The sequence below is a fragment of the Mesorhizobium sp. GW821-FHT04C10 genome, assembly GCF_059420305.1.
Genome location: NZ_JBWKTL010000001.1, coordinates 2,777,189 through 2,803,633 on the forward strand (window position 1 = coordinate 2,777,189; position 26,445 = coordinate 2,803,633).

The window sequence follows — 26,445 nt, forward strand, 5'->3', positions numbered from 1 at the left end:
CATGTTGAAACGCAGACAGCTTATCGGTGCGAATTTCGCCTTTCAGCACCACCCCTTCCGCTGGGCAGCCGAAAAGCTCAGCGTCATGGGATTCGACCGGATGGAATTCTGGGGCATCGCCCCGCATCTCGACCTTTTCCACGACAACCGCGCACGGCTCGCCGAGGTAAAGTCGATCCTCGACGACAACGGCCTGAGCGTTCGCTGCTTCACGCCGGAGCAGGTTCTCTATCCGATCAACATCGCTTCCGGCGACAGCGCCTATCGGGAGGCCAGCGTCGAGCGCTTCATGCGCGCGGCCGATATCAGCGCGGAACTCGGCGCGACATATCTTTTCCTGACGCCGGGCCGAGGCTTCGAATGCGAAAGCAGGCAAACCGCCTGGGCGCATTCGGTCGCGTCGATCAACCGGATCGCGGCGCATGCGAGGTCGCTCGGCGTTTCCTGCCTTCTGGAGCCGCTGCAGCGCCTCGAAAGCAACATCGTCACCAATGCGGATCAGCTTCACGCTCTCTGGCGCGCGCTCGATGGCGACGATGTCGACGTGGTTCTCGATCTCGTTGCCATGGCGACAGCGGGCGACAGCGTCGGCGATTATTTTGAGCGGTTCGGAAAGCGCGTCGCGCATGTCCATGTCGTCGACGGGACGCCGGCGGGGCATCTTGTCTGGGGCGACGGCAACCTGCCGCTCGCCCATCATCTCGGGCAGCTTGGCGCGCAGGGCTTTGCCGGCACGCTGACCTTCGAGCCCTTCGGCAACGGGTCCTATGCGCTCGATCCCGTTTCCGCCTGGCGGCGATGCCTGGACGCGATCGCACCTCATCTCGATCGGGCTGACGAAGAATGACGAAGGCCAATCCCAAGCTGATCGCCGTCGGCGACAATTGTCTCGACGCCTACCTGACCAAGGGTTTCGTCACGGTGGGCGGCAACGCGCTCAATGTCGCCGTGCAATGGCGGCGGCATGGGTTGAACGCCCGCTACTTCGGGGCGCTGGGGCAGGATGCGGAAGCCGACATCATGCTCGCGGCCATCGAGGAGGCTGGGCTCGACGGGAACGATGTCGAAATCCGACCCGGCGCTTCCGCCGTAACGCTGCTCACGGACGATGCCGGCGAACGGCGCTTCGTTCTAGAATCGCTAGGCGTGGGAGAGGACTACGTTCCGAGTGCCGAACGCTACGAGGCGCTGCGGCAGGCCGATTGGGTGCATCTCGGGACGAACGCCAGCGAAAAGCTCGTCCGCAGGCTCGTCGCGGATAGCATGCCCTTCAGCATCGATGTGTCCACCCGGCATTTCGGCCTTTCGCTGGAAGGTGTGCCGCTGGTCTTCGCCTCCGGCCCGGACGATCCGGCCGAGTCCGTGGAACCGCTGATCGCGCGGTTCAGGGCCGCGGGCGCGCGCCGGATCGTGATCACCTGCGGCAAGCGCGGCTCCTTCTACGATGATGGTGGCAGCGTCACCGAGGCGCGTTCGGTGCCGGTCGCCGTCGTCGACACCTGCGGCGCGGGGGACAGCTTCATCGCGACCTTCATCACGTCGCGCTTCTTCGAGGAGCGTTCGGGCAGGGACGCTCTTGGGCTCGCCGCCGAAAGGGCATCGGAAACCTGCACCCATCTAGGCGGCTTCCCGCAGCCCATCCGGGCGATCCCGCAATGGCTGCTCGCCAAGTATGACGATGTCATCCGCGGCACGCAGAGGACTGGAGCATGAACACCATCACGATGCGGCCACCGGTCGCGGCGGCGAAGGCCGATCGCTCCTACTGGCTGCGCAGCATAGAGGCCGACGCCGCCACCCCGCCCTTGCAGGGCGCGGCGGACTGCGACGTGGCGATCGTCGGCGGCGGCTATGCCGGCCTGTGGACCGCCCTGCGTATCAAGGAGCAGGCGCCTGAAACGCGCGTCACCGTGCTCGAAGCCGATTTCTGCGGCTCCGGCGCGTCGGGCCGCAATGGCGGGCAGGTTCATAGCTGGTTCGCCGAGATCGATATGCTGCGCGCGCTTGTCGGCGAGGACGATGCCCTGATGCTGTGCCGGTCGACCGCCGACGCCATCGAGGAGCTGAACGGCCTCCAAACCTCCGGCACCATGGAGATGGGCCTCAGGCTCGACGGCTGGCTATGGACGGCAAGTTCGACCGCGCAGGAAGGAGCCTGGGCCGCGGCCCGCGACCTCTGCCTCGCGCTTGGCGAACAGCGCTTCCATCCGCTTCAGCGTGCCGACATCCTGCGCCGCACCGGCTCGGATGCCTCCTATGTCGGCATCGTCGAAGAGAGGGCGGGGACCGTGCAGCCCGCGAAACTCGCCATCGGCCTACGCCGACTTGCCCTTGAAAGGGGTGTGGTTATCCACGAGCGAAGCCCGGTCGTCGACATCTCGCTCGGTCCGCGGCCACGACTGCGCTCGGCCGGCGGCGTGCTTTCCGCCGGCAAGGTCGTGCTCGCGGCCAATGCCTGGCTTTCGGCCATTCCGGAGCTGCATCCCTATCTCTACGTGGTGAGCAGCCAGGTCATCGCTACCGCGCCCGTGCCGGACATTCTCGAGCGGATCGGCTGGACCGACGGCGCCTCGATCTGCGACGCCCAGCACCATGTGCTCTATTACCAGCGCACGCCGGAAGGTGCCGTCATCTTCGGGCGCGGCACGGGCGGCATCGCCTATGACGACCGCATCGATGACCGGTTCAACCGTGGCAGCGACGGAGGAGCGGAAAACATCCGGGAGCTGCACCGGGTCTATCCGCAATTCAAGGACGTGCCGGTGCTCTGCGACTGGAGCGGCCCGATCGACTGCACGGCAGAGCACCTGCCAGTCTTCGGGCATTTGAAGGACCACGCGAATATCTTCTACGCGATGGGTTTCAACGGCACGGGCATCGCGCAGACGCCCGTCGCCGGCCGCATCATGGCAAGCCTCGTCCTCGGGCGTGACGACGCGTGGAGCCGGTGCGGGCTGGTCGGCATCGGCAAGCGCACCCGGCTTCCGCCCGAGCCCCTGCGCTATCTCGGCGCGCGGGTCGTGCGTCACGCCATCCGGCGAAAGAACGATCTCGAAATCCTCAACAGGCGGCCGGATGCAGTGACGCGATTCCTGGCCGGGCTCGCTCCCTGATGGCGCATGCGTCTGAAATCAACCAATGGAATGGGAATGATGGCCGATTTGTCGCTGAGAAACATTCGCAAGGTTTATGGTGACCTGGAAGTCCTGCACGGCATCGACCTTGAGATAAAGTCGGGTGAATTCATCGTCTTCGTCGGTCCGTCGGGCTGTGGGAAGTCCACGTTGCTGCGCTCGATCGCCGGCCTCGAGAAGATCACCTCCGGCGACCTCGTCATCGACGGCGAGCGGATCAATGCCGTCGCGCCCTCGAAGCGTGGCATCTCGATGGTGTTCCAGTCTTATGCGCTCTACCCGCATATGACGGTCTACGAGAACATGGCTTTCGGGCTGCGCATCGCCGGGATGTCGAAGGCCGAGATCGATGAGCGGGTGCGCAAGGCGGCCGAAATCCTCCAGCTCGACAAATACCTGCAACGCCAGCCTAGGGCGCTCTCCGGCGGACAGCGGCAGCGCGTGGCGATCGGCCGCGCCATCGTGCGCAATCCGCGTGTCTTCCTGTTCGACGAGCCGCTCTCCAACCTCGATGCCTCACTGCGCGTCGCCACCCGCATCGAGATTGCCAAGCTGAAGCGGAGCATGCCCGACGTGACAATGATCTACGTCACCCACGACCAAGTCGAGGCGATGACGCTGGCGGACCGGATCGTCGTGTTCAAGGACGGTGGCATCGAGCAGCTGGGCACGCCGACCGAACTATACCGGAAGCCGGCGAACCTCTTCGTCGCCCAGTTCATCGGCTCGCCGGCGATGAACATCCTGAAGGGAACGGTCGTCGACCGCACCGGGACGTCGGCGCGTTGCCGGCTCGATTGCGGCGTCACCCTCGAACTGGCGGCGGAACCCGGCAGGCTTTCGAAAGGTGAGGCCGTCAGCATCGGCATCCGCCCGGAAAACCTGCGGATCGCCGAGGGAAAAGGGGCCGAGCCGGCATTTACCGGAACCGTCGATCTCGTCGAGCATCTCGGCGAGGTGCAGATCCTCTATGTGGATCTGCCCGGCGTCAGCGAGAAGTTCCTGGTCAAGGTGGATGGGGAGAGTTCCATTGCGCGCTCGCAGAGCGTCGATTTCACCGCGCGGCGACGGGATATCCATGTTTTCGACGCCGCAGGAAACGCCATTCCGGTTGTGAGCCGGCGCGACAGTTCAACCGACGCTTCGTCATAACAGCCGATCGCGCCCATGACCGCAAGACTCTCCACATGCAGACGGTGATCGATAAATTCAGCCGTGAGCGCCTGGCGGTCCATATCCAACGCCAGATCAAAAACGGCGATGTCCTGGCTATGCCAGCCCTTCTGTTTGTTCGCCACGGCTCGCTGCGAATATCCACTCCAAAGACATGTTCAAGTGTTCGACACCGCGATGACGCGTGGCAATTGCAATGCCGTCAATTCACCAGTTACGTTTTGCATGGCGGTGCATTTGAAGAAGCTGCAGCGCTGCACAAGGTATATTGAACTCGTGCTGACGGTGCGCTTGGAAACCAAGTATGTGCGCGCCGCAATGTCGGCGCAACTGCGGTGGGGATCGCCCCTCTGATGCGCACGGACTGGTTCCGCCAGGCCTACATCAAGTCGGAAAGTTGCTACCGCACGAAGCTTCTCTTGGTGCACTGGCGCAACCTGAAAGCCAAACTCCTCGACCTGGAGAACGCCATCACAGTGCAGGCTGTCGTCAGGCTTGAAAACTATGCACTGTGTCAAAGCGAACCAAACACCAATTTAGCTGCAACGAGATCAGCCAGGCCTGAGCCCACCGCTTTGAAAAGAGTGATCTGTTGTGGATTGTTCCGCCCGCTGATCGTTCCCCTCGTAAGCTCTGCAAGGGTGCCGCGGATATGATTTGGCGAGATCAGCGCGCTCGCGATCGGCTCGCTCAAGTCTCCAGCCTCGTGCAACGCCTCTGGGGTGTCCACATAGACGGCTGCACGCAGCATGGCCTCGGAGTCAGCCTCGCGCATCTTCGGCGTGAATCCTCCGATCAGGTCGACATGGGTCCCGGGTGAGAGCCATGCGCCTTGGATCAATGGCGACGTTGCAAGTGTCGCCGCACTGACTATGTCGGCATTTCTGACGCCCGCTTCGAGGTCGCTCTCGATCGACGCCGAAAATCCTTTGTCGGTGAGATCAGCAACCATACGGGCGGCGCTCTCCTGATTGATATCCCAGACGGACACCTCGGCAATCGGACGGACGACGCGATAGGCCTCGGGGATGAGACTTGCCACGCGGCCTGAGCCCAGGACGAGCAGGTTTCGGGAGTTCTCCCGGGAAAGGTAGCGCGCTGCAAGCGCTGAGGTCGCCACCGTCCGCCGCGCAGTGATGACGCCGCCATCCAGCATAGCCAATTGCTGTCCCGTGTCGCCATCGTAAAGCACATACGTTGACGTTAGACCGGGCAAGCCTTTGGCCGTGTTGCCGGGGAATACGGTCACGAGCTTGACCCCAATATATCTGACTTCATCGGAGCCGCTGCTCCAAGCAGGCATCAGAAGCAAAGTTGCGTCGGGCTGGCCTTCCTTTTCGATCGTGTGGTGGTGGCGAACGGGGACGACGCAGCCTTGGGCAAATCCGCGATCAAGCGCCTCTACCAATCGACCGTAGTCCAGGTGACGCGACGTTGTATTGGCATCGGCGATTTTGAGCATGGTCACAGGACCGAGCGCAGGAAATCGGCGGTCTCGGATTTTTGCGGGCTGTCGAAGATCTGCACTGGCGTGCCGATTTCGTGGATTTGCCCCTGGCAGAAGAAGGCGACACGATCCGACACTTCGCGTGCGAAACGCATTTCGTGTGTCACCACGATCATCGTCATTCCCTCTTTCGAGAGCATGCGAAGCGTGTCCAAAACCTCGCCTACGAGCTGGGGATCAAGCGCTGACGTCACCTCGTCGAACAGCATATAGTCGGGCGACATGGCGAGCGCGCGGGCAATCGCCATTCTCTGCTGCTGGCCGCCGGAAAGACGCGACGGAAACGCCTTGAGCTTTTCGCCGAGACCGACATGGCCGAGCTGCTGGACGGCGATGGCCTCCGCTTCCTGCTTCGACTTGCCCAAGACCTTTCTGGGGGCGAGCATGACGTTTTCAAGCACGGTGAGATGTGGAAAGGCGTTCCACTGCTGGAACACAATGCCGATCCTGCGGCGGAGTTTGTTCAGATCCGTACTCTTGCCATGGACATCGATGCCGTCGACGCTGATGCGGCCTTTCTGAATGCCCTCAAGACCGTTGATGCACATCAGCATGGTCGATTTGCCGGAGCCCGATCCGCCGATCATCGACAACACTTCGCCCTTGTTCACATTCAGGCTGACGCCCCTGAGAACGTGCAGAGCGCCGAAGTTCTTGTGAACGTCTTCTATCTCGATCATTGTATCCGCCACCTCTTCTCGAGCTGTGCTCCGAGCCTCGCGATCGGGAAGCTCATCAGGAAATAGATCACGCCGGCGATGGACAGGATCAGGAGCGGTTCCTGCACTCTGGTCGTGACGATCTGCGAACTTCGCAGGAGTTCAACGATGCCGATCCAGAGCACCAGGGCAGTGTCCTTCATCACCCCGAGTGCCAGACCGATCCAGCTCGGGAACACGATCCTGGTTGCCATGGGCAAGGTGATGGACACGACTTCCTGAAACCAGGTCAGCCCAAGCGATCGGGCGGCCCGCCGCGTGGTGGTGGGGACTGCAGTCACGCCGCTTCTGACGATTTCCGTGCAGAACGCCGCCGCGTAGATGCCCAGGCAAAGGCAGGCCACCAGATAGGTCGGCCAGTGAAGACGGAACATGCTGTTGAACGAATTGAACAGAACCAGCTGGATGAGCAGCGGAACCGAGCGGAAGATGTCGAGGACCCCACCGATCGGCCAGCTGACCCACCAGGGCGAACCGGCCCTGGCGAGGCCGAACAGAACGCCAAGCACAGTGCCGATAGCGACGGAGGCCAAGGTGATGGCGATGGTGGTAACAGCGCCATTCAGCATGAAGAGAATGTCGCTCCAGGACAGTGAGGCGCCAAAAAACATGTGCAGCTCCTCAGTACCGGAACAGGCGCGACGCAATCAGGCGTGCGCACAGCGTGAAAATTTTTGAGATGAGGTAGTAGAGGCAAGCTGCAACGAAGAAATATTCGAAGGTCCGATATGTCACGACGTTCAATTGCTGCGTGACGCCGGTCAGGTCACTCGTCAGGCCGACGATCGTCCCCAGCGATGTCATAAGGATCGACCAGACCATCTGGTTGGTCATGGCGTGGAAGACAGCGCGCAGCATTTGCGGCAATACGATGTGCCACATGGTGCGGATTTGCCCCAAGCCCAAGGAGCGCGCCGCGCGTGTCTGGGTCTCCGGCACAGCGGAGAAGCCGCCGCGAAAGGTTTCAGCGAGGTAGCCGGCATTGTTGAAGGTGATGCCCAGCAGCAGCGCGGAGTAGGAGTCGACTCGAAGGCCAAACGATCCGAGCCCGAAATAGATCAGGTAGATTTGAAACAGGGCAGGGGTGTTTCGCGCGGTCTCGATCCATATGTCGGCAAGAGCCGTGAGCGTCTTTCCGCCCGATCTTTTTGCGAGCGCCAAGAGAATGGCGAAAACGGTGCCAATGGCCATCGCCAAGGCCGCGATTTCTAGGGTCACCAACGCGCCCCACAACGTCTCTGGCAGCGAGCGGAGCACGGGACGCCACTGGAAGGTGTATGCCATGCTAGGCCCCTTCTTGCGGATACGGGTTGGTGTCGGCGAGCGTCGCGGACGCAATCACAGACTGCGTCCGCGACGGTGCGGGCTTGTTATCGATAGACGCCAGCAACGGTCAGATCGGGGGCCGGGCCGCCTTCCGTCCCTACCCATTTCTTGTAGAGTTCGGCGTAGCGACCAGAACGGACCTGCCGGTTCAGGAACAGGTTCACGTAATTGAGCAATCCCTGCTCGTGGCGCTGCACCAGGATCGCGCAATAATCGGCATCGACAGGAGCGTCGCCGACGATCTTCAGCCCGGGATATTTGCCTGACTGAATGATGGCGGTGGCGATGGTCGAGGTGGTGTAGGTCGCGTCGATCTGCTTCTGGCTCAATGCCAGGAAGGTGTCCGATTGCGACTGGAAGGTCAGCATCTTGCCGTTCGGGTCACTGAACCCTTTGACGCTCTCTGCAAGGGCAAGCGTCTCATAGGCGCCCGCCGGCCCGCCGACGGTGTGTCCCTTGATGTCAGTCGGGTTCTTGATGCCGGAATCCTCCCGCACCAGAACGATGGTCTTGAAGACGAAATAGGGGATGGAAAAACCGATCGTCTTTGCTCGTTCGAGCGTGTCGGATGCAACGGCGATGCCGACATCGGCCCGCCCTGAAAGAATGGCCGGAATTCGATCGGGATCAGGCGTGTCGACGATCTCGGCTTCCACGCCAAGCGCCTTGGCCAGGTCGTTGCAGTAATCGACGTCGAAGCCGATCGGCTTGTTGTCCTTGTCACGTGCGCCGTTCGGCGGGAAGTCGAGCTCGATCGCGCAACGCAGCTTGCCAGCCGAGATGATGTCGTCGAGCTGATCGGCATGTGCAGCGGTCGCGAGCCCTGAGGCCAGGGCGGCGGCGAAAACGAAGGGAGCAATGCGCATTTCAGTTCCTCTCTTTTGTTTGAGTTGCAGCCTTATGGAGTTGATTGGCTGATATCGTATCTAGAATATCGTATACGATTCTATTGTACAAGGAAGCCATAAGTGAGCGGATCGGCCTCATCGATGACCCAGTTCGCGAAGCCGCAGATGGCGGCTCGCCCGCTCACTTCGGGAATGACAGCATCGAACTGCCCGACCTTCGTCTCGCCGAGAACGCGTCCCTTGAAGATCGTCCCGATGATCGATTCGTTCACCAGGGTCTCTCCGGAGGACAGTTCTCCACGCAGGTAGAGTTGCGCGAGCCGGCCGGCCGTCCCCGATCCGGTCGGAGATCGATCGATTGCCCGATCGGCGTAGACGCAGCAATTGGCCTGCGTTGATCCCTGGTGACGCGGTGCGCCGTAGACCATCACCCCATACACATCGTTGAACTCAGGAATTTCGGGATGAACAAAAGGCATCCTGGCGTTGATGGCAGCCTTGATCTCGTAACCAAGCTGCATGACTCGCTGCAGATCCTTTTCACGGATGGCAACGTCATGTCGGCGCCCGTCGACGTAGAAATAGGTTGCGCCGCCATAGGCAATATCGCCGGTGACCTGTCCGAACGTCGGCGTCTCAACAGTGACGTTCTGCTTGAAGACGAATGAGGGCACATTCACGAACCGAACGGAGCCGACCCTTTCGCCATCCCATTCGACAAAAGCTTCGATGAAACCGCAGGGCGCATCGATGCCGACGCGGGTCTCCGGGGACACCCGCTCGATCCAGCCCAACTCCACGGCAGCGGTTGCGAGTGCGATAACGCCATGGCCGCAATGCGGGCTGTAATCCGTGTTGTTGAGGAAGATGATGCCGAAATCGGCACGTTCACTCACAGGCGGGGTCAAATAGCCGCCGTAGAGGTCCTTGTGGCCGCGCGGTTCCAGCATCACAGCGCGTCTGTAATGATCCGCATTTTGCTTCAGCCAGGCAGCACGCTCCACAATGGTCTTGCCGGGGATTTTCGGCAGCCCTTGCGTGACAAGCCGGAACGTCTCACCGCAGGTGTGCAGCTCGACCGTGTTCAAAGACCTTTCGTACTTCATGTTACTCCCCAAAGCGGTGTCTCTCGCCAGTCCATCGCGGAGTGGCAGGCAGGGTTCCTCCACATCCACCTGGACGCGCTGATCCAAAGTGAATGCTACAGAGCCGTATCTGATGCTCATATGGAATATCGTATACGATAAACGAAGGGCGTCAAGAGGAGAAAGTCGCGAAAGTGTCGCCATCGGTCGCGAAGCGTCTATTTGCGAATGTTCGCCAGCAGGGATGCGCATGCCTTGGTGATGTGGTCGTGCAGCAATCGTGCTGCGCGATCAGCATCGCCATCGCGACATGCAGCGAGAATTTCGCGATGTTCCCTGTCGTCGACGCCGGTCCCGCCCGACAGCGTGAGCTGGATGCGCAGATAGCGCTCGATCCGGTCGTTGACGGACCGGATGAGGTTCATGAGGAAGGGCCGGTCGGCATCCTCATACAGGCAGGAGTGAAATTGCCAGTTGAGCTCAGCCCATCGAGCCACATTGGTCTCACGCGCGAACGCATCGCAATATTGCTCTGCCCGCTGGAACGTCTTTGCCGTCATGTGTGGCACAGACAATTTCAGCGCGTTCGACTCCAGCATCGCTCGTACCTCGAAGATCTGCGCGATTTCGGGCTCGGAGACACTTTTGACGACGGCGCCGCGGTTTCGCTGGAACTCCACCAGGCCTTCGGCTTCAAGACGCTTCAGAGCCTCGCGAACGGGTATCTTGCTGACGTCGAAAAGCTTTGCGACATCGTCCTGCCGGATCGGCTCGCCTTCGTCGAACTCGCCTGTGACAATGGCTTCGCGTATGTGCTTGGCGATGAGGTCGGAGGCCGTCGGCGCTGAGCCGAGAGAGGGCAGACCCGCAGGATTTAAGGGCAATGGAACCTCCAGGTTCACAACTTGCTGCACGTGAGTGGAATCACGGGATGACCAACTTCGTCTGACACACTATCCAGTCCGTATACAATATTCCCGGAAGAATTGGCTTGGGATTGCGCATTTGGCAACCGCTAGGGCAGGGCCTGTTGACAAGCGAATAGCGTATACGATATTCGATTTAAAGATAGCGCGGGCCCCGTGTCTTTGCAAGCTCAGGCCCGCGTTGGTCGAATGGCGGCTTGTTGCTCTAACCCTGGTACGACATGCTCAACCTCCAGCATCCTCTGCCGGCAGTCATCGGCTACGTTGCGCCGCTGAGCGCAAAAGCGGGCGAAGTTCTCGAGTTCAAGATCTCGTCCGGTGGCAATCGGGATGTGGCGGCAAGTGTTGTCAGACTCGACTGCTGCGATCCCAATCCGGCCGGCCCGGGAGCGAAAAGCGAAAGCGTCGAATTTGGATTGAAGCAGCGGTATCCGGCAATCGAGCAGAGGGCTCGTTTGGGCTCCTGTGCCATCGGACCCATCCCGCAACGCTTGGAAACTTCGGGCCTGGTCGTTCGACTGATTGTCAAGCCAAGGCTCTCAGGCGCTGTTACTCAGACAATTTTCTCGCTGCAGAATTCCGATGGCTCAAAGGGCCTGGCCCTGGTTCTGGTCGACGGAGCTCTCTTTGTGAAGACCTTGCGGCAGCCCCAGACGACTGTCGACCTGAAGCTCGCTCTGCGCTTGAACGAATGGACCGACCTCGAAGTTGCATTCGACAACAACGGTGTTTCGGTCCACAGGTCGACTACCCACAATGGCGAAAATTCAGAAGTCGCAGCGGTGGCAACCGACGTCGTGAATGTGCTTCGCAGTGTCAATCATATCTGCTTTGCCGCGGTCTGGATTGGACATGCCGAAGATTGCTTCAACGGATCGATCGAAGCACCGCGGGTGAGCGACGCGAATGGAAACGTCCTCGCCAGTTGGACCTTTGCCAACACCGGTCACGAGTGGATCGAGGACGATATCGACCGATCGCGGCGTCTGACGCTGGTCAACATGCCGATGCGCGCGGTGCGGTCGTCGAGCTGGACCGGTCGCAACATGGATTGGAAGGTTGCGCCGCAGGACTATGCGGCAATCACCTTCCATTCCGACGATCTGAGCGATTGCGGGTGGGAAACGACGATAGCGGTCGAGGTGCCGGCGGGCATGCCCTCGGGCGTCTACGGTTTGTCGGTCGACAACGGGATCGGCGCCGACACCATTCCGTTTTATGTCTTGTGCGATCCGCAATCGCCCAGGCAGAGAATTTTGTTCTTGGCGCCAACGTTCACCTACATGGCCTACGCCAACCACGCCCGGGGTAATTTCTCCGGCGCGCTGCAGGCGCGGGTGGAAGAGTGGAACGCCTATCCCCACAATCCCGATAATATCGGCGCCTTTGGTCACTCAACTTACAATCGCCATCCGGACGGATCGGGCATAACCCTGTCATCGCGGTTGCGGCCGATCATGACAATGCGACCGCGATATCTCACTTATTTCGACGAAAACGGATCGGGGATGCGCCATTTTTCCGCGGATTCCCATCTGACCGATTGGCTGAGGGCCAAAGGCTTCTCGTTCGATGTCTTGACCGACGAAGATTTGGACCGCGATGGCGCGACCGCACTGTCCGGATACGATGTGGTCCTCACGGGGACGCATCCGGAATACCACACACGTCGGACGCTTGAAGCCCTCATCTCCTACAGGGAAGGCGGCGGCAAGCTGATGTATCTGGGCGGCAACGGCTTCTACTGGAAGATCGGTCGCAATCCGGCTGAACCCCACATGATCGAGATCCGCCGGGCCGAAGGCGGCATGCGGGTCTGGGCCAGCGAGGCCGGCGAATACTACAACCAGCTCGACGGCGAATATGGCGGGCTGTGGCGGCGCAACGGCATTGCGCCCCAAAAGGTGGCCGGCGTCGGCTTCACCGCCGAAGGCGCCTTTGAAGGCACCTACTATGTCCGCACCAAGGAGTCGTTTGAAGCCGATCTTGCATTCCTGTTCGACGGTATCCCGAGCGATCAAAACATAGGGGACTTCGGCCTCTCCGGCGGCGGCGCTGCGGGATTTGAAATCGACCAAGCTGCCGCGAGTCTCGGAACCCCAGATTTTGTGCGCGTGGTAGCCGCGTCCGAAGGCCATGGTTCAACGTTCGAAACGACCTTTGAAGAACTGCTGCTGCCCGGGGTTTTCGATGGCGGTCCACGACCTTATGGCGGCATCCGCTCGAACATTGTCTTTGGGTTGGCGGACAATGGCGGAGGCCTGTTCTCCGTCGGTTCGATCACCTTTTGCGGCAGCCTTTCGCACAATGGCTACGACAACAGTGTTTCGCGCCTTCTCGAAAACTGCCTGCGGAAATTTCTCGAGGTGCCGCAATGACGACGGCACAGGCTGACTTCCACATCAGTTTCGATGAGCTCCGATTGCTCCTTCGGGACATTTTTCTCAACAACGGAACATCGGGCATCGTTGCCGATAGTCTCGCCGCGAATTGCGCCGGCTGTGAGCGAGACGGCGCGATCAGCCACGGCATATTTCGAATTCCTGGGTATATGGCATCGCTCGCAACCGGATGGGTCGACGGAAAGGCCACGCCAGACGTCAATCCGGTCAGCTCTTCCTTCATTCGCGTCGATGCTCGCAACGGCTTCGCTCAACCAGCGCTGGCAGCCGGCGCGCAGGCGATCAAGGCTGCGGTGGACAGCACAGGCATCGCTGTCGTCGCCATTCGAAATTCCCACCATTTCAGCGCTCTCTGGCCCGATGTAGAGCCGTTCGCCCGTGAAGGCCTCCTGGCTCTCGCCTTCGTCAACGGTTTGGCCAATGTCGTGCCGCATGGTGGCCACAAGCCGGTGTATGGAACAAATCCCATTGCCTTCGCAACGCCTGTCGCGGGCGGCGAACCGCTCGTCTTCGATCAGGCGACAAGCGTGATGGCCAATGGCGAGGTCAGACTGCACGCTCTTGCCAGCACCCCGCTTCCGCCTGGGACGGGGGTCGACAGTGCGGGAAGACCCTCCACCGATCCGCATGCGATCCTGGCCGGTGGAGCGCTCAATACTTTCGGCGGCTACAAGGGCTCGTCCATCGCGCTGATGGTTGAGCTCCTGGCCGGCGCCTTGACCGGCGGTGAATTGTCCTTCGAAAACGACTTTGGCGATCATGTTGGCGCGCAGACGCCGAAGGCCGGACAATTGATTTTGGTCATCGACCCAGCGCGTGGCGGCAACGCTGGATATGCCGAGCGGGTCTCTCATCTTTGCTCACGATTGATCGATGCCGGCCAGGACAGATTGCCGGGTCAACGACGCTACGCCAACCGCCTCAAGGCAGAGCGCTTCGGCATTCCAATCCCGGAAGGCGATCTTGTTCAACTGAAAAGCTTGGCTGCCTGACGAAACGTTTTTTCGCGAACGAAACGCGAAATCGGAATTCACCAACAGTGCTCACTGGGAACGTCATGACCCTCACTCAAGACAAAAGCCGGCTCGTCCTGAAGCGGTCGCTTACATCCTCGCAGATCGACCAACTGGTTGCCCTGTTCCAGACCGAATGGTGGACAAAGGGCCGAACCCGGGCAGACACCGAAAGAGCCTTGCAAATGGGTGGGCCGATGTTCGCGTTCGTGGATCCCGAGGGTGACGATCTCGTCGCATTCGCCCGCACCACCACCGACGGCGTCTACAAGGCGATGATCTTCGACATCATCGTCAAGGCGACATGGCGTGGCACGGGATTGGGCGCCCTGTTGATGGAGACCGTGCTGAACGATCCGGCACTCGTCGACGTCAAGCACCGGGAACTCTATTGCCTGGAGGACATGGTGCCTTTCTATGAAAAATGGGGATTCACGGACAAGCTGCCGGGCCTCTATTTTATGAGGAAATCCGCCTGACGGCTCAAGGTCCGGCGGCCCCTGCCTAAGGTATTCCGGTGCAGCAGATACTGCTGACCTGAGCACATGCCCTTTGATCATTCCCAGACGAGCGAGTGTCGTTGATGCGTACCTCGAAAGTGCTTCACGTCGTAAGTTGCCATTGCCGCCGGCGAGGTCGGTGATGTGACCGTTGGTGGCGTTGCATCGCCGCCCGGTAGACTGTCTGGGAGCAGGCCCGGTTCAGCCAATCGCTAAACCAGACGGGATTCCCGCAATACGCCGGCCTGCTTGAGGATCGGATAGGCGATTGCGGCGATATGGGCGTTGATGCGTTTGAGGTCACGCAGGATGTCGAGGTGGAGCGAACTGGTTTGAACGCTCTCGACCTGGCCATCCCGCAAACGGCTCATGTGATTGGCGGCGGAACGCTCTTCGAAATGCCGGATTTCCAGCTTAGCTTCGACCAGGCGGCGAGCCAGCTTCTCATCGCCGGAGACAAGGATACTCTGGGCCATACGCAGGTTCTCGATCGTGGCGACGTAGAACGCCTCGATCTCTGCGGCGCCCTCGACAGAGAAGGTGAGCTGGCTCTTGATCTTCCTCTCGACCATTTGGCGAAGATTCCGGTCTACAATGTCGCCAACGTGCTCGAGGTTGATGGCGTAAGAGATGATCTCGGCCGACCGTTGTTCGTCTTTCTCGGCAAGGGCTGTGCGGTTGAGCTTGGCGAGATAGAGCTTTACGGCGCTGTTCAGACGATCGACCTCGTCGTCCATGGCTGCAATGCCGGCACAGCGCCTGGTGTCATTCCTTCTCAGGGCTTCGAGATTGGTTTCGAGCATGGAAGCCACGCAATCACCGATGCGCAGCGTCTCGCGGGCGGCGGCTGCGAGCGCCATCGTTGGCTTGTCTAGAATGCCGGCATCGAGGTGGCGGGGACCGTCATCGGGCAAAACAGCCTCAGGCAAGATGCGGCGCATGAGCAAGGAGAACGGGCCGAGCAACGGCAACATCACCGCAGCGAGGACCAGATTGAAGATGATATGGGCGTCGACGACAAGCAGGGCGGGACTGTTGGTGATGGTCAGTAAGGCGAGAGCGGCCTGTCCGGCAAAGGGCAGCGCAATCCCGCAACCAATGAGACGGACAAGGAGATTGCCGACTGTGACGCGTCGGGCGAATGGGCCGTGACCGAGGGTGGCGATCACCGGCGGCACGGCCCCACCGAGATTGGCGCCAAGGACGAGAGCAATGCCGAGTCCGGGTCCGACGGTTCCGCTGGCGGCCAGCGACATGGCAAGGAGCACTACCGCGAGGCTGGACGAGGAGGCTATCGCAAGTACGGCCGCAACGATGACGGCAAGCACCGGCACGGCGTCCAGGGAAGCCATCAGTGCCAGCAGCACCTGCGAATGTCGCATCGGCTCGGTCGCCTGGCCAAGCAAGCGCAATGACAGCAGCATCAGGCCGAGGCCGAGCACAGCGCGGGCGATGCCCTTGAGCGGCTTGGCTTCGTTGAAAGTGAACATGACGAAGCCAACCGCGACCAGCAGTGGCGCCAGCCAATGAATGTCGAAGGCAAGGATGCGTGTGACAAAGCTTGTGCCGACATTGGCGCCGAGCATGATTGCCTGAGCCATCGCCGAACTCATAAAGCCGCCGCCGGCGAACGCGGCCGTCATCAGAGCGGTTGCCGTGCTGCTCTGCAGCGCCATGGTTGCTGCGAGGCCCACGCCGAACGCCAGCATCCGATTGCGAGTACCCGCAGCAATCCAGCGGCGCAGTCGGGCGCCAAACGCCCGGCTCACGCCGGTCTTTACCATCCGAAGGCCCCAAAGCAGCAGTGCTACTGCACCAACAAGATCAAGCATGGCATTTCAACTCACGTCGGTTTTCGGCTTGGAACCTGCGTCGGCCAATTCATCTCAGGGGTTCCAATCGAGAATGACTTTTCCAGAATTGCCGCTCCGCATGGCTTCGAATCCCAGCTGATAGTCTCGAACCGGCAGCCGGTGCGTGATGACCTTGCGGACGTCGAGGCCGCTTTGCAGCATGGACAGCATCTTGTGCCAGGTCTCGAACATCTCGCGACCGTAGACACCCTTTACCGTCAGCATCTTGAAGACGACCTTGGTCCAGTCGACGGGCGCGGGCCGTGCGGGGATGCCGAGCATGGCAATCCTGCCGCCCATGACGAGGTGATCGACCATTTGATCGAAGGCGGCAGGTGCGCCGCTCATTTCAAGCCCAATGTCGAAGCCCTCCCTCATCCCAAGCCGCGCCTTGACCGATCCGAGATCTTCCTCGGCAACGTTGACCGGCAGCACGTCTGCAACCTCAGCGGCCAGCGCCAGTCGGGCCGGATTGATGTCGGTGATCACCACATGCCTGGCGCCGACATGACGGGCGACCGCAGCGCTCATGATGCCGATCGGTCCCGCACCGGTGATCAACACATCCTCACCGATCAAATCGAATGAGAGTGCGGTGTGGACCGCGTTGCCAAGCGGATCGAGGATGGCGCCGAGCTCATCATCGATATCGTCGGGAAGCGGCACGACATTGAAGCCGGGCAGCCTGAGATACTCGGCGAACGCGCCTGGTATGTTCACTCCAATACCTCTCGTTTCCGGATCGAGATGAAAGCGACCGCCGCGGGCGGCGCGGCTATTCATGCCGATGACGTGTCCTTCCCCGGATACACGTTGGCCGACCCTGAGGTTGCGAACGCTTGAGCCAATCTCGATGATCACGCCGGCATATTCATGCCCCACCACCATCGGCACAGGAACGGTACGCCGTGCCCATTCGTCCCATGCATAGATATGGATGTCGGTGCCACAGATCCCGGTCTTGTTGATTTTGATCAGCACGTCATCCGGTCCGATCGCTGGTATGGGCTGCTCATCCAGCCAGAGTCCTGGCTCGGCCATGGCTTTCACAAGTGCTCGCATCAATACGCCCCTTTCAATCATCAGATTATTCCGATCGCCAAGCCGGCGTCCTTGAAGGCATCAATGGCGAAATCGACATCCGCCTCTGTCAGCGCTGCCGACATCTGTGTCCTGATGCGAGCCTTGCCGCGCGGCACGACAGGATAGAAGAAGCCGGCAACATAGACGCCGCGTTCGTCCAGTGCCGCGCCCATCTTCTGAGCAAGCTGTGCCTCGTGAAGCATCACGGGAATGATTGGCGTCTCGCCGGGGAGTAGTTCGAAGCCTGCCTTTTCGAGACCGGCACGGAAACGTCTTGCGTGAGCTGCCAGCTTTGCCCGCCGGCCATCCGCCTTTTCCGCTATCTCGATCGCCTTGATGGACCCAGCGGTGATCGCCGGGGCAAGGCTGTTGGAGAAGAGATAGGGCCGCGCGCGTTGCCGCAGCAGATCGACAATGGGTTGCGCGGCGGCAACGAAGCCGCCCATTGCGCCGCCTAAACTTTTTCCCAAGGTTCCCGTTACGATATCGACGCGCTGCCCAACGCCGGTCAGCGTCGGCGTTCCACGACCTTCGTGGCCAAGATGGCCCGTCGCATGGCAATCATCGACCATCACGAGAGCCCCATAGCGATCTGCCACCTCGCAGATGGCGGGGAGATTCGCGACATAGCCATCCATTGAGAAGACGCCGTCAGTGACGATCAACTTGAAACGCGCGCCGCCAGCATCAGCCTCCTTGAGGCGGTCAACGAGTTCGTCGATGTCGCCGTTGGTGTAGCGATAGCGCTTTGCCCTGCAGAGCCGGATGCCATCGATGATCGATGCGTGATTGAGCGCATCAGAAATGATCGCGTCCTCTGCGCCGAGCAACGGCTCGAACACTCCGCCGTTCGCGTCGAAGCAGGCTGCGAAAAGGATCGCATCGTCCTTGCACAGGTATCGTGCGATCGATTGTTCAAGCTCCCGATGCAATGTTTGCGTGCCGCAGATAAAGCGCACCGAAGCCATGCCAAAGCCAAACCTTTCGAGCGCGGCATGAGCAGCTGAGATGATCTCCGGGTGGTTCGCGAGACCGAGGTAGTTGTTCGCGCAGAGATTGACGGCATCCCTGCGGCCACTGTCGGACAGGACATTAATCCGCCCCCCTTGTGGCCCGACGAGTGGCCGTTCGTGCTTGCGCAGGCCCTCGGTATCCATCTCGGCAAGCTTGGTCCCCACGAATGAGAGAAACTGCTCATGCACGTCGACTGTCTCCTCGCCACGCCTGTTTCCATGTCACATGTTGTCTTTTCCATATTCCATGTTGTATGTTGTTGACAATCTGGAAAATTGATGCTGAATAAAGATCATGGAAACTGAAAACGCCCTCCCAAACCCGATTGCGCTGATGCGCGCCCACTCGCTTGCGTCCCTCGCGCAAACCGAAATGGAAAGACTGATCCTTTCCGGTGAATTGCGGCCTGGAGAGCGCCTGGGCGAAGCCGAAATGGCTGATCGACTCGGGGTGAGCCGTGGTCCTATCCGGGAGGCTTTTCGCGCCTTGGAAGAGCAGGGACTCGTTCGCGTCGAAAAAAACCGAGGGGTCTTTGTCCGTCACGTGACGATTGAGGAGGCCGACGATGCGTATGCCGTTCGCTCTGCGCTGGAAGGACTGGCTGGGCAAATCGTGGCCGCCCAAGTGACGGATGCCGAACGAAACATTCTACGCGCCATCATCGCGGACATGGAGCTGGCGAGCGCGGATATGGATGTCCGGAAGTATTCCGAATTGAATTTCCGCTTTCATCAGTGCGTCGTTGGTCTAACGGGCAATAAGAGGTTGAAGGAAATTTATTCGAGCCTCGTGATGACACTGACGATGTTCAGGCACACGACGCTTGCTCGAAGCGAAACGCTGTCCATTTCCTTGGGCGAGCACCGCAAAATCGTTGCCGCGATTGAAACTGGTGATCCCGAAGCCGCAAATCGAGCCATGGTCGATCATGTGGAGGCCAGCCGGCGTCGCATGCACGCGACCCAGCAAGTGGCTGGCTAAACGCTCCAACATGGGTATCAACGAGAAGACGTCCATCATGCTTGTAAATGTCGATACGAAGCCCGGCACGAAGATCGTCCAGGCTAATGGCAGAAAATATTCTTGGCCATCCATTCCAGTAGTCGCAATTTGTATCGACGGGTCCGAGCCGGACTATATCAGCAAGGCAATGGATCAAAATCTGGTGCCGAATATCGAGCGCCTTATGAAAACCGGCTCAAGCCTTTCCGCCACGAGCGTCATCCCGAGCTTCACCAACCCGAACAACATCTCGATCATTACCGGTCGCCCGCCCGCTGTGCATGGCATTGCCGGCAACTACTTTTACGATGCGGATTCGGGCAAAGAGATCATGATGAACGACGCACGCTTCATGCGGGCCGATACTATCATGAAGGCCTTTCACGAAGCGGGCGCCAAGGTGGCTGTTGTGACGGCCAAAGACAAGCTGTGTGCCTTGCTCGGACACGGGCTCGACTTTTCGACCGGTCGAGCGGTCGCCTTCTCCGCGGAAAAAGCGGACCAGGCGACCGTTGCCAGAAACGGCGCAGCCGACGTGCTGAGCTTCGTTGGTTTGCCGTTGCCGGAAGTCTACTCCGCGGATCTGTCTGAATTCGTTTTCGCGGCAGGCGTCAGACTGCTGCAGGCAATTCGCCCCGATCTTATGTATCTTTCGACCACCGACTACGTCCAACACAAAGCGGCACCCGGGTCGAAGGAGGCGAACTCCTTCTACGCTATGATAGACCGTTACGTCGGGCAACTCGATGCTCTGGGTTGTGTCCTGGCGCTTACGGCAGACCACGGCATGAACGACAAACACCTTCCCGACGGAGGACCTGACGTTGTTTACCTTCAGGATTGGTTCGATGACCGCCTGGGGAAAGGCAGGGCACGAGTTATCCTTCCCATAACCGATCCTTACGTAGGTCATCACGGCGCGCTCGGTTCGTTCGCCACGATTTACCTGCCAAAAGGCTGCGACGAGCGGCAAATTCTAAGCGATCTCGCCGAGGTCGGCGGCATTGAGCTTGCTGTGTCACGTGCAGAGGCTTGCGCTCGTTTCGAGTTGCCGGCAGACCGCATCGGCGACATCGTCGCCATTTCTTCCAGGCATAAGGTCATCGGAACTAGCCCCGACCGCCATGATCTCAGCGGTCTGTCGGGTCCGCTGCGGTCCCATGGCGGTCTCACGGAGCAAACTGTCCCGATGATTCTGAACAGGAAGACCGAGATGCAAGCGGGGCATTCGCTGCGCAACTTCGACATCTTCGACTTGGCACTGAACCGCGTCAACTGAGAAATGGCCATGGATGGTATGAACCAGCCGACTTCCCCGGCTTTCCGTCGAGAAACCATGCGCGTTGCCGGTCGCGCCGTCACCACCGACGAGACGATTGATGTCGTCAATCCCTACACCAACAAGGTCGTCGGCACCGTCCCGTCGGCACGTCCGGAACACGTCAGGGAGGCCTTCGAAAAGGCGCGATCCTTCAAGTCCAAGCTGACCCGCTACGAACGCCAGCAGATACTGTTCAGGACTGCCGAACTCCTGACGGCGCGGGCCAACGAGATCGCCGGCATCATAACGGCGGAGTCCGGCCTCAGTTGGAAGGATTCCACATATGAGGTCAGTAGGGCCTACGACGTCTACTCATTCGCCGCCCAGCTTGCCGTGCGCGACGATGGCGAGATTTTTTCCTGTGACATCAGCCCCAACGGAAAGGCGCGCAAGATCTATACCGCGCGGACCCCTCTGCTCGGCGTGATCTCAGCCATCACGCCGTTCAATCATCCGCTCAACATGGTATCTCATAAGATTGCGCCGGCAATTGCAACTAACAACCGGGTGGTGCTGAAGCCCACGGAGTTGACACCTCTCACCGCGCTGGCTCTGGCGGACATCCTCTATGAAGCCGGCCTGCCTCCCGAAATGCTGTCGGTCGTCACCGGAAATCCAGCCCGGATGGGAGATGCCATGATCACCGATCCGGACGCCGACCTAGTCACCTTCACCGGCTCGGTTCGCGTCGGCAAATATATTGCTCGGACCGCTGGATACAAGCGCGTCATCCTTGAACTTGGCGGCAATGATCCTCTGATTGTCATGGAGGACGCCGATCTCGATCGCGCGGCGGAACTGGCGGTTACCGGTGCGACCAGGAACTCCGGACAGCGATGCACCGCGGTCAAGCGGATTCTCGTGGTCAATACAGTGGCGGATCATTTCGCCGAGAAAGTGGTTGCAAAGGCGAAGACCCTGCGGTGCGGCGACCCAATGGCCCCGGAGACCGACGTCGGAACCGTTATCAATGAGCGGTCCGCGCAGTTGTTTGAGCGACGCGTCAGCGAGGCCGTTGAGTTGGGTGCGGTTGTTTTGCACGGCGCAGGCAGGCAGGGCGCACTCTTCCCCCCAACCGTGGTCGATCATGTTCCCTACGATTGCGAACTCGTGCACGAAGAGACCTTTGGACCTGTCATCCCGATCATCCGCTGTCCCAACGACATAGGCGAAGTGATCCGGATATCGAACTCTACCGCCTACGGGTTGTCTTCGGGGATATGCACGAATCGCCTCGACTACGCGGCGCGCTTTATTAGCGAACTCGAGGTCGGAACGGTGAATGTGGACGAGGTTCCGGGCTATCGGCTGGAGATTTCTCCCTTCGGCGGCATCAAGGATTCGGGCCTTGGTTACAAGGAGGGCGTCCAGGAAGCGATGGCCGCCTATACGAACAAGAAGACTTACTCCACTCCATGGCAATGAGGCCTGCCTATGATTGATCTACGCAGCGACATCCTAGGCGGCTGGTCTCCCGATGTGTTGAGCGCGATGGTCGACGCTGCTTCCGATCCCCGCGGTTTCGCCCATGGTGAGGATGTCAACCAACGAGCTCTCGAAGAAGATCTGGCACAGCTTTTTGGGTTTGAGGACGCGCTCTTCGTACCCACGGGCACGATGGCCAATCAGATCGCCGTTCGCATCTGGTGTTCTGCCGGGCAGGTCATCATTGCCGACAAGGAGGCCCATGTCGCGATCAACGAGTCCGCGTCGACGGCCGGCCTGAGCGGGGCGGTCGTTCGCGGCGTCGAGGGCGTGGATGGCCATCTTTCCGAGGAATTGGTTCGTGCGGCACTGGGCAGCACGCCAAGATCATCGATAGACCGACAGGTCGCGCTGGTGTGGCTTGAGAACACACACAATCATGCCGGCGGCACGGTTTCGCCGGCAGGTTGGGTTCAGCAAGTTGGGACGCTTTGTGAGAGCGCCGGCGTTCCGGTTCATATGGATGGCGCCAGAATTTGGAACGCTGCAGTCGCAACTCAAGCCGCACCGTCCTCGCTCGTCTTCGGCGCTTCCAGCCTTTCAGTGAACCTGAACAAGGCAGTCGGCGCCCCGACAGGAGCCGTGATACTCGGGAAAAAGGACTTCATTGAAGAAGCCGCTCGGGTGCGGAAGATGTTTGGCGGCTGGTGGCGGCCCGTGGGGATGTTCGCCGCCGGAGCGCGCGCCGCAGTCCGGAACTTTCGGCACAGACTCGAGGCCGATCATTTGCGTGCCGCGCGGCTGGCGGAGTTGCTCGCCGACCAGCTTCCCTCCACAATTGCGGTGAACCGTCCCCAGACGAACATCGTCATGATGGCCGGTCCCGCGGAAGCATGGGCGAACACTGTCCTAAAAGCGCTCCGGGCAAAAGACGTCAACGCCTCGCCCTATGGAAAAGGCAGGATACGTTTTGTCACACATGCTGCGATCGGCGATGCCGATATAACAAGTGCCGTTGCCTCGATCTGCGATACTGTACGGGAGTGCGGTTCTTGAGCGCGCTCCTTGAGGGTATCCGCTCAGATATCGAGCACGAGTTCGATGCGGTCGCTGCAATAGGCGGCGAACGCGTGAACGAGTGGAATACCTTCGGGGTCCACGAGCGTTATGATTGTTTCGACCAAAGGCACGCTTCGGCCGATCCGCAGATGATGAGCCTCATTGGAATCGGGAAGCCTTGCCCGAATGCGGACATTTTGCCGGCGGAAATCGTTGAAGCCGGCTTTCCCGAGAATGTTGCTGAAAATAACTTGGTCGGACGCTTCACTACCGAGTTCCTGGAAAATCCGTTGAATGCCCGGCATCCGCGAGACGGGAAAGAAGTGCTTTCCGAGATACACTGGCACCGTGTCGGCCTCACCGATCAAAGTCGCCAGGAGCAATTCGGACCCCGTTTCAATCTTCAGCGCCCTGCTGAGATCAGGCGGGGCCGGCAGGCGTGTAACAGAGAGGACTTTCCGCGAAGGGGCGTGATTGCTTTCGAGCAGGTTCTGTTCGAACCACGTCCTGGCGCCGAGGCGAAAGCCGATGGGTTGTTCGGTTACGAACGTACCTCTGCCCCTTTCAACCCGAACGATGCCCTCGGACTGAAGATGGGAAATTGCCTTCAGGACCGTATGCTGGTGGACACCAAAGCGTGCCGCAAGCGAGGTGCTCGCAGGCAGCCTCTCGCCGACAGCGAAGCCACCTTTGCCGATTTCCTCTGCGATCGTGCTGCTAACCTGTCGCCAGAGATCCAATCCGTCGCGGTTCAGAGTTTCCTCCCGAATCAGAATTGCGAGGCGCCTTCGTAGGCAAGAAACTTGCTAACCGGACTCTACCGTCATACGCAAGTCATATGTTATAGAGTAATAGAGTTATATAACAATCGACTCTTGACGCTCCTCAGCGGACGGCGTGACGATGACGGAAGCGGCCAGGACCGACTAAAAAGAAACAATGGGGAACCCAGATGGCTACAGTCACAGCGGAAGAAATCACAAAGTCGTTCGGAAATCTCTCCGTCCTGAACAGGATCTCGCTCGATATCAGGGACGGTGAGTTTCTCACATTGGTGGGGCCGTCGGGCTGCGGGAAATCGACCTTGCTCCGGATCATCGCTGGCCTCGAGCGCCAGACCTCCGGTTCGATCTCAATCGCCGGGAATGTGGTCGATTCCGTGCGGCCGAAGTTGCGCAATGTCGCGATGGTTTTTCAATCTTACGCTCTTTACCCGTACATGACCGTCGAGGAAAACATCGCGTTGCCGCTGGTGATGCGTCGCCTGACGCCAATGCAGCGCCTGCCAATCGTGGGCAGATGGATGCCTGGTTCTCGCGCGACCCGATCTGCCATCGCTGCTGACGTAAGATCGGTCGCCCAGACACTTGGCCTGGAGCCTATGCTGCGGCGCAAGCCCTCGCAGATGTCTGGTGGTCAGCGCCAACGCGTCGCGCTGGGACGAGCGATGGTGAGGCAGCCCGACGTGTTTCTCATGGACGAGCCGCTGTCCAATCTCGACGCCAAGCTTCGGGTACAGATGCGCGAGGAGATCACCAATCTCCATCGCAAGCTCGGCACAACTTTCATTTATGTGACGCACGACCAGGCGGAGGCCATGACGATGTCGGACCGCGTCGCGGTGATGAGGTCGGGCGACATCCTCCAACTCGCGCGCCCGCAGGAGGTCTACAATGATCCCGACAACCTGGAGGTCGCCAAGTTCATCGGCAGCCCGCAGATCAATGCCATTCCGGCGATTGTCGCGGGTAGGGCTGAGATAGAGGTGCTTGACACGAAGGTCGTCGGTTCCTGGCAGCTCCCTCTGCCTGACGGGGCGGCTGTGACCGTCGCGGTGAGGCCGGAGGCGCTGAAGATACTTCCGGAGAATGAGGACGGGCTGCTCGCCAGGGTGAGTTACGTCGAGAGCCTCGGATCCGACGCTTTCGTGCATGCGACACTGGTCGACCGCGTGACCACAGTCATCGCGCGCGCCGCGCCGGCGCAAGTCGCTAGGCTTTCGAACGGCTCGATGGTCCGCCTCGGCTTTCCGCGCGAGGACATGCTGATCTTCGATGCGGACGGCAATCGGGTACGACCACGATGGACGGCAAGCATCCTGAAACAGGTGACAGGCTGATGGCTACCATCGTCAATAATCAAGCCGCCGCAGTCAAGCGTTTCACCGTGGTGGAGACATTTGGATCGATGTCGGGCTACGCCCTCGTGGCTCCCGCCTTCGTGCTCCTGATCGTCCTGCTCATTGCACCATCGCTCGCAGTCTTTGTCCTCTCGGTAACGGACTGGCAGTTTGGCGCGCCGAGCTTCTCTTTCATTGGGCTGGCGAATTTCGTTGAACTCTTCAGTGACCCCGTCTTCCGTGCGTCGCTCGCGAACACGTTCATATATGTCCTGGTTGTCGTTCCGACCGTCCTGGCGCTTGGCCTCTTCGTGGCGCTGGTCATCGAGGCGGACAAGCGCTTCCAAGCCTTCTACCGCGCGATCCACTTCTTACCTGTCATGGCTACCCTGGCGGCAATGGCGATCGCATGGGAGGCGCTGCTACATCCCACGATCGGGCTCATCACCCGCCTGGTGGAGATGTTGGGGCTGGGGCGCTGGAACTTCCTGCACGATCCCAACCTTGTGCTCGTCACGCTCTGCGTGATCGGTGTCTGGCAGCACCTCGGCTATGCGATGGTTCTGTTCCTGGCCGGGCTGAAGGCAATCCCAGGCGATCTCTATCAGGCGGCCGAAATTGACGGCGTCGACCATCCGCTCGACCGCCTGCGCTTTGTGACGCTGCCGATGCTCGGTCCGGTTGCCATGTTTCTGCTGATCGTCATCACGCTGAAGGCGCTCGAGACCTTCGACACTGTCACAGTGCTCACGGAAGGTGGCCCTGGCAATGCCTCTGAACTCCTGCTCCACACACTCTACGTCGAGAGCTTCCAATATTTCCGCACGGGCTATGGCTCAGCGATGACCGTGGTTTTCCTCTTGATCGTCATAGCCATCATCTTCCTCCAGGCGAAGATCCTGGACAGACGGATTCACTACTCATGAGCACGCGCAA

General features: G+C 60.1%; 25 protein-coding genes and 1 pseudogene. 15 read left to right on the forward strand and 11 right to left on the reverse strand.

From position 1 onward, the window contains the following. The first annotated feature begins 1 nt into the window (after window position 1). The 6 genes and pseudogenes from AC07UC_RS13455 to AC07UC_RS13480 form a co-directional block, all read left to right on the forward strand. A complete protein-coding gene (locus AC07UC_RS13455; RefSeq protein ID WP_494906197.1) occupies window positions 2–847 on the forward strand; it encodes a sugar phosphate isomerase/epimerase family protein in 846 nt (281 codons plus the stop codon). Then, a complete protein-coding gene (locus AC07UC_RS13460; RefSeq protein WP_494906199.1) occupies window positions 844–1,713 on the forward strand; it encodes a PfkB family carbohydrate kinase in 870 nt (289 codons plus the stop codon). Before AC07UC_RS13455 ends, AC07UC_RS13460 begins: the two co-directional genes overlap by 4 nt. Beyond that, window positions 1,710–3,113 carry an NAD(P)/FAD-dependent oxidoreductase gene (locus tag AC07UC_RS13465; RefSeq protein ID WP_494906201.1) on the forward strand — a complete coding sequence of 468 codons (1,404 nt, stop codon included), beginning with the start codon at window positions 1,710–1,712 and terminating at the stop codon, window positions 3,111–3,113. The genes AC07UC_RS13460 and AC07UC_RS13465 overlap by 4 nt, the downstream gene beginning before the upstream one ends. Window positions 3,114–3,152: 39 nt before the next feature. After that, window positions 3,153–4,286, forward strand: coding sequence for an ABC transporter ATP-binding protein (locus tag AC07UC_RS13470; protein ID WP_494908928.1), 1,134 nt, complete (start codon window positions 3,153–3,155; stop codon window positions 4,284–4,286). A gap of 35 nt (window positions 4,287–4,321) precedes the next feature. Beyond that, entirely contained in the window at window positions 4,322–4,579 is a 258-nt protein-coding gene (locus AC07UC_RS13475; protein WP_494906203.1) for a hypothetical protein, read from the forward strand. Between the two features lie 19 nt (window positions 4,580–4,598). Next, window positions 4,599–4,780 (forward strand): annotated as a pseudogene (locus AC07UC_RS13480) (IS110 family transposase); the annotation flags it as partial. A 41-nt stretch (window positions 4,781–4,821) separates the two neighbouring features. On the opposite strand, the gene lhpI reads toward AC07UC_RS13480, so the two are convergent. The 7 genes from lhpI to AC07UC_RS13515 all read right to left on the reverse strand — a co-directional run bounded on the left by lhpI (window position 4,822) and on the right by AC07UC_RS13515 (window position 10,676). Further along, complete coding sequence (gene lhpI / locus AC07UC_RS13485) at window positions 4,822–5,769, reverse strand: bifunctional Delta(1)-pyrroline-2-carboxylate/Delta(1)-piperideine-2-carboxylate reductase (RefSeq protein ID WP_494906205.1); 948 nt, start codon at window positions 5,767–5,769, stop codon at window positions 4,822–4,824. 2 nt (window positions 5,770–5,771) lie between these two features. After that, window positions 5,772–6,494 (reverse strand): amino acid ABC transporter ATP-binding protein, encoded by a 723-nt coding sequence (locus AC07UC_RS13490; protein ID WP_494906207.1) that lies wholly within the window; start codon window positions 6,492–6,494, stop codon window positions 5,772–5,774. Further along, complete coding sequence (locus tag AC07UC_RS13495) at window positions 6,491–7,144, reverse strand: amino acid ABC transporter permease (protein ID WP_494906209.1); 654 nt, start codon at window positions 7,142–7,144, stop codon at window positions 6,491–6,493. Before AC07UC_RS13495 ends, AC07UC_RS13490 begins: the two co-directional genes overlap by 4 nt. A gap of 10 nt (window positions 7,145–7,154) precedes the next feature. Next, the gene (locus AC07UC_RS13500) at window positions 7,155–7,817 is read right to left on the reverse strand and encodes an amino acid ABC transporter permease (RefSeq protein WP_494906211.1); all 663 of its coding nucleotides are present in this window, start codon (window positions 7,815–7,817) and stop codon (window positions 7,155–7,157) included. Between the two features lie 86 nt (window positions 7,818–7,903). Then, a complete protein-coding gene (locus AC07UC_RS13505; RefSeq protein ID WP_494906212.1) occupies window positions 7,904–8,725 on the reverse strand; it encodes a transporter substrate-binding domain-containing protein in 822 nt (273 codons plus the stop codon). Between the two features lie 80 nt (window positions 8,726–8,805). Further along, entirely contained in the window at window positions 8,806–9,813 is a 1,008-nt protein-coding gene (gene lhpH, locus AC07UC_RS13510) for a trans-3-hydroxy-L-proline dehydratase (protein WP_494906213.1), read from the reverse strand. 197 nt (window positions 9,814–10,010) lie between these two features. Then, on the reverse strand, window positions 10,011–10,676 hold the full coding sequence (locus AC07UC_RS13515) for a GntR family transcriptional regulator (RefSeq protein ID WP_494908929.1): 666 nt from the start codon (window positions 10,674–10,676) through the stop codon (window positions 10,011–10,013). Window positions 10,677–10,939: 263 nt separating this feature from the next. Here AC07UC_RS13515 and AC07UC_RS13520 point away from each other — a divergent pair, with 263 nt between their 5' ends. The 3 genes from AC07UC_RS13520 to AC07UC_RS13530 all read left to right on the forward strand — a co-directional run bounded on the left by AC07UC_RS13520 (window position 10,940) and on the right by AC07UC_RS13530 (window position 14,612). After that, window positions 10,940–13,096: a N,N-dimethylformamidase beta subunit family domain-containing protein gene (locus AC07UC_RS13520; RefSeq protein ID WP_494906215.1), complete on the forward strand. Its 2,157-nt coding sequence runs from the start codon at window positions 10,940–10,942 to the stop codon at window positions 13,094–13,096. Then, window positions 13,093–14,112, forward strand: coding sequence for an Ldh family oxidoreductase (locus AC07UC_RS13525; RefSeq protein WP_494906216.1), 1,020 nt, complete (start codon window positions 13,093–13,095; stop codon window positions 14,110–14,112). Before AC07UC_RS13520 ends, AC07UC_RS13525 begins: the two co-directional genes overlap by 4 nt. Window positions 14,113–14,177: 65 nt before the next feature. Then, window positions 14,178–14,612, forward strand: a complete 435-nt coding sequence (locus AC07UC_RS13530) for a GNAT family N-acetyltransferase (RefSeq protein ID WP_494906217.1) — start codon at window positions 14,178–14,180, stop codon at window positions 14,610–14,612. Between the two features lie 233 nt (window positions 14,613–14,845). On the opposite strand, the gene AC07UC_RS13535 is transcribed toward AC07UC_RS13530, so the two are convergent. The 3 genes from AC07UC_RS13535 to AC07UC_RS13545 are packed head-to-tail and all read right to left on the reverse strand — an operon-like array spanning window position 14,846 to window position 18,771. Next, window positions 14,846–16,465 carry a Na/Pi cotransporter family protein gene (locus AC07UC_RS13535; RefSeq protein WP_494906218.1) on the reverse strand — a complete coding sequence of 540 codons (1,620 nt, stop codon included), beginning with the start codon at window positions 16,463–16,465 and terminating at the stop codon, window positions 14,846–14,848. Window positions 16,466–16,519: 54 nt separating this feature from the next. After that, on the reverse strand, window positions 16,520–17,548 hold the full coding sequence (gene tdh, locus AC07UC_RS13540; RefSeq protein WP_494906219.1) for an L-threonine 3-dehydrogenase: 1,029 nt from the start codon (window positions 17,546–17,548) through the stop codon (window positions 16,520–16,522). A gap of 20 nt (window positions 17,549–17,568) precedes the next feature. After that, the gene (locus tag AC07UC_RS13545; RefSeq protein WP_494906221.1) at window positions 17,569–18,771 is read right to left on the reverse strand and encodes a glycine C-acetyltransferase; all 1,203 of its coding nucleotides are present in this window, start codon (window positions 18,769–18,771) and stop codon (window positions 17,569–17,571) included. A gap of 106 nt (window positions 18,772–18,877) precedes the next feature. Between AC07UC_RS13545 and AC07UC_RS13550 the strand changes: the two genes are divergently transcribed. From AC07UC_RS13550 to AC07UC_RS13565, 4 genes are read left to right on the forward strand one after another with little or no spacing between them, the layout of a single operon-like run. Continuing rightward, the gene (locus AC07UC_RS13550; RefSeq protein WP_494906222.1) at window positions 18,878–19,564 is read left to right on the forward strand and encodes an FCD domain-containing protein; all 687 of its coding nucleotides are present in this window, start codon (window positions 18,878–18,880) and stop codon (window positions 19,562–19,564) included. Between the two features lie 37 nt (window positions 19,565–19,601). After that, a complete protein-coding gene (gene phnA, locus AC07UC_RS13555) occupies window positions 19,602–20,864 on the forward strand; it encodes a phosphonoacetate hydrolase (protein WP_494908930.1) in 1,263 nt (420 codons plus the stop codon). Window positions 20,865–20,873: 9 nt separating this feature from the next. Continuing rightward, the gene (gene phnY / locus AC07UC_RS13560) at window positions 20,874–22,331 is read left to right on the forward strand and encodes a phosphonoacetaldehyde dehydrogenase (RefSeq protein ID WP_494906223.1); all 1,458 of its coding nucleotides are present in this window, start codon (window positions 20,874–20,876) and stop codon (window positions 22,329–22,331) included. 9 nt (window positions 22,332–22,340) lie between these two features. After that, window positions 22,341–23,387 (forward strand): threonine aldolase family protein, encoded by a 1,047-nt coding sequence (locus AC07UC_RS13565; RefSeq protein WP_494906224.1) that lies wholly within the window; start codon window positions 22,341–22,343, stop codon window positions 23,385–23,387. A 23-nt stretch (window positions 23,388–23,410) separates the two neighbouring features. Here AC07UC_RS13565 and phnF read toward each other — a convergent pair whose 3' ends face one another. After that, window positions 23,411–24,130 carry a phosphonate metabolism transcriptional regulator PhnF gene (gene phnF / locus AC07UC_RS13570; protein WP_494906226.1) on the reverse strand — a complete coding sequence of 240 codons (720 nt, stop codon included), beginning with the start codon at window positions 24,128–24,130 and terminating at the stop codon, window positions 23,411–23,413. Window positions 24,131–24,342: 212 nt separating this feature from the next. Here phnF and AC07UC_RS13575 point away from each other — a divergent pair, with 212 nt between their 5' ends. Next, window positions 24,343–25,509: an ABC transporter ATP-binding protein gene (locus AC07UC_RS13575; RefSeq protein WP_494906227.1), complete on the forward strand. Its 1,167-nt coding sequence runs from the start codon at window positions 24,343–24,345 to the stop codon at window positions 25,507–25,509. Continuing rightward, window positions 25,509–26,435, forward strand: coding sequence for a carbohydrate ABC transporter permease (locus AC07UC_RS13580; protein ID WP_494906229.1), 927 nt, complete (start codon window positions 25,509–25,511; stop codon window positions 26,433–26,435). Before AC07UC_RS13575 ends, AC07UC_RS13580 begins: the two co-directional genes overlap by 1 nt. Window positions 26,436–26,445: the final 10 nt, after the last annotated feature.

Excerpts from the sequence above, each read along its gene's own strand:
- AC07UC_RS13455 (WP_494906197.1), top strand. The coding sequence starts at position 2 with ATGTTGAAACGCAGACAGCTTATCGGTGCGAATTTCGCCTTTCAGCAC.
- AC07UC_RS13460 (WP_494906199.1), top strand. The coding sequence starts at position 844 with ATGACGAAGGCCAATCCCAAGCTGATCGCCGTCGGCGACAATTGTCTC.
- AC07UC_RS13465 (WP_494906201.1), top strand. The coding sequence starts at position 1,710 with ATGAACACCATCACGATGCGGCCACCGGTCGCGGCGGCGAAGGCCGAT.
- AC07UC_RS13470 (WP_494908928.1), top strand. The coding sequence starts at position 3,153 with ATGGCCGATTTGTCGCTGAGAAACATTCGCAAGGTTTATGGTGACCTG.
- AC07UC_RS13475 (WP_494906203.1), top strand. The coding sequence starts at position 4,322 with ATGCAGACGGTGATCGATAAATTCAGCCGTGAGCGCCTGGCGGTCCAT.
- lhpI (WP_494906205.1), bottom strand. The coding sequence starts at position 5,769 with ATGCTCAAAATCGCCGATGCCAATACAACGTCGCGTCACCTGGACTAC.
- AC07UC_RS13490 (WP_494906207.1), bottom strand. The coding sequence starts at position 6,494 with ATGATCGAGATAGAAGACGTTCACAAGAACTTCGGCGCTCTGCACGTT.
- AC07UC_RS13495 (WP_494906209.1), bottom strand. The coding sequence starts at position 7,144 with ATGTTTTTTGGCGCCTCACTGTCCTGGAGCGACATTCTCTTCATGCTG.
- AC07UC_RS13500 (WP_494906211.1), bottom strand. The coding sequence starts at position 7,817 with ATGGCATACACCTTCCAGTGGCGTCCCGTGCTCCGCTCGCTGCCAGAG.
- AC07UC_RS13505 (WP_494906212.1), bottom strand. The coding sequence starts at position 8,725 with ATGCGCATTGCTCCCTTCGTTTTCGCCGCCGCCCTGGCCTCAGGGCTC.
- lhpH (WP_494906213.1), bottom strand. The coding sequence starts at position 9,813 with ATGAAGTACGAAAGGTCTTTGAACACGGTCGAGCTGCACACCTGCGGT.
- AC07UC_RS13520 (WP_494906215.1), top strand. The coding sequence starts at position 10,940 with ATGCTCAACCTCCAGCATCCTCTGCCGGCAGTCATCGGCTACGTTGCG.
- AC07UC_RS13525 (WP_494906216.1), top strand. The coding sequence starts at position 13,093 with ATGACGACGGCACAGGCTGACTTCCACATCAGTTTCGATGAGCTCCGA.
- AC07UC_RS13530 (WP_494906217.1), top strand. The coding sequence starts at position 14,178 with ATGACCCTCACTCAAGACAAAAGCCGGCTCGTCCTGAAGCGGTCGCTT.
- AC07UC_RS13535 (WP_494906218.1), bottom strand. The coding sequence starts at position 16,465 with ATGCTTGATCTTGTTGGTGCAGTAGCACTGCTGCTTTGGGGCCTTCGG.
- tdh (WP_494906219.1), bottom strand. The coding sequence starts at position 17,548 with ATGCGAGCACTTGTGAAAGCCATGGCCGAGCCAGGACTCTGGCTGGAT.
- AC07UC_RS13550 (WP_494906222.1), top strand. The coding sequence starts at position 18,878 with ATGGAAACTGAAAACGCCCTCCCAAACCCGATTGCGCTGATGCGCGCC.
- phnA (WP_494908930.1), top strand. The coding sequence starts at position 19,602 with ATGCTTGTAAATGTCGATACGAAGCCCGGCACGAAGATCGTCCAGGCT.
- phnY (WP_494906223.1), top strand. The coding sequence starts at position 20,874 with ATGGATGGTATGAACCAGCCGACTTCCCCGGCTTTCCGTCGAGAAACC.
- AC07UC_RS13565 (WP_494906224.1), top strand. The coding sequence starts at position 22,341 with ATGATTGATCTACGCAGCGACATCCTAGGCGGCTGGTCTCCCGATGTG.
- AC07UC_RS13575 (WP_494906227.1), top strand. The coding sequence starts at position 24,343 with ATGGCTACAGTCACAGCGGAAGAAATCACAAAGTCGTTCGGAAATCTC.
- AC07UC_RS13580 (WP_494906229.1), top strand. The coding sequence starts at position 25,509 with ATGGCTACCATCGTCAATAATCAAGCCGCCGCAGTCAAGCGTTTCACC.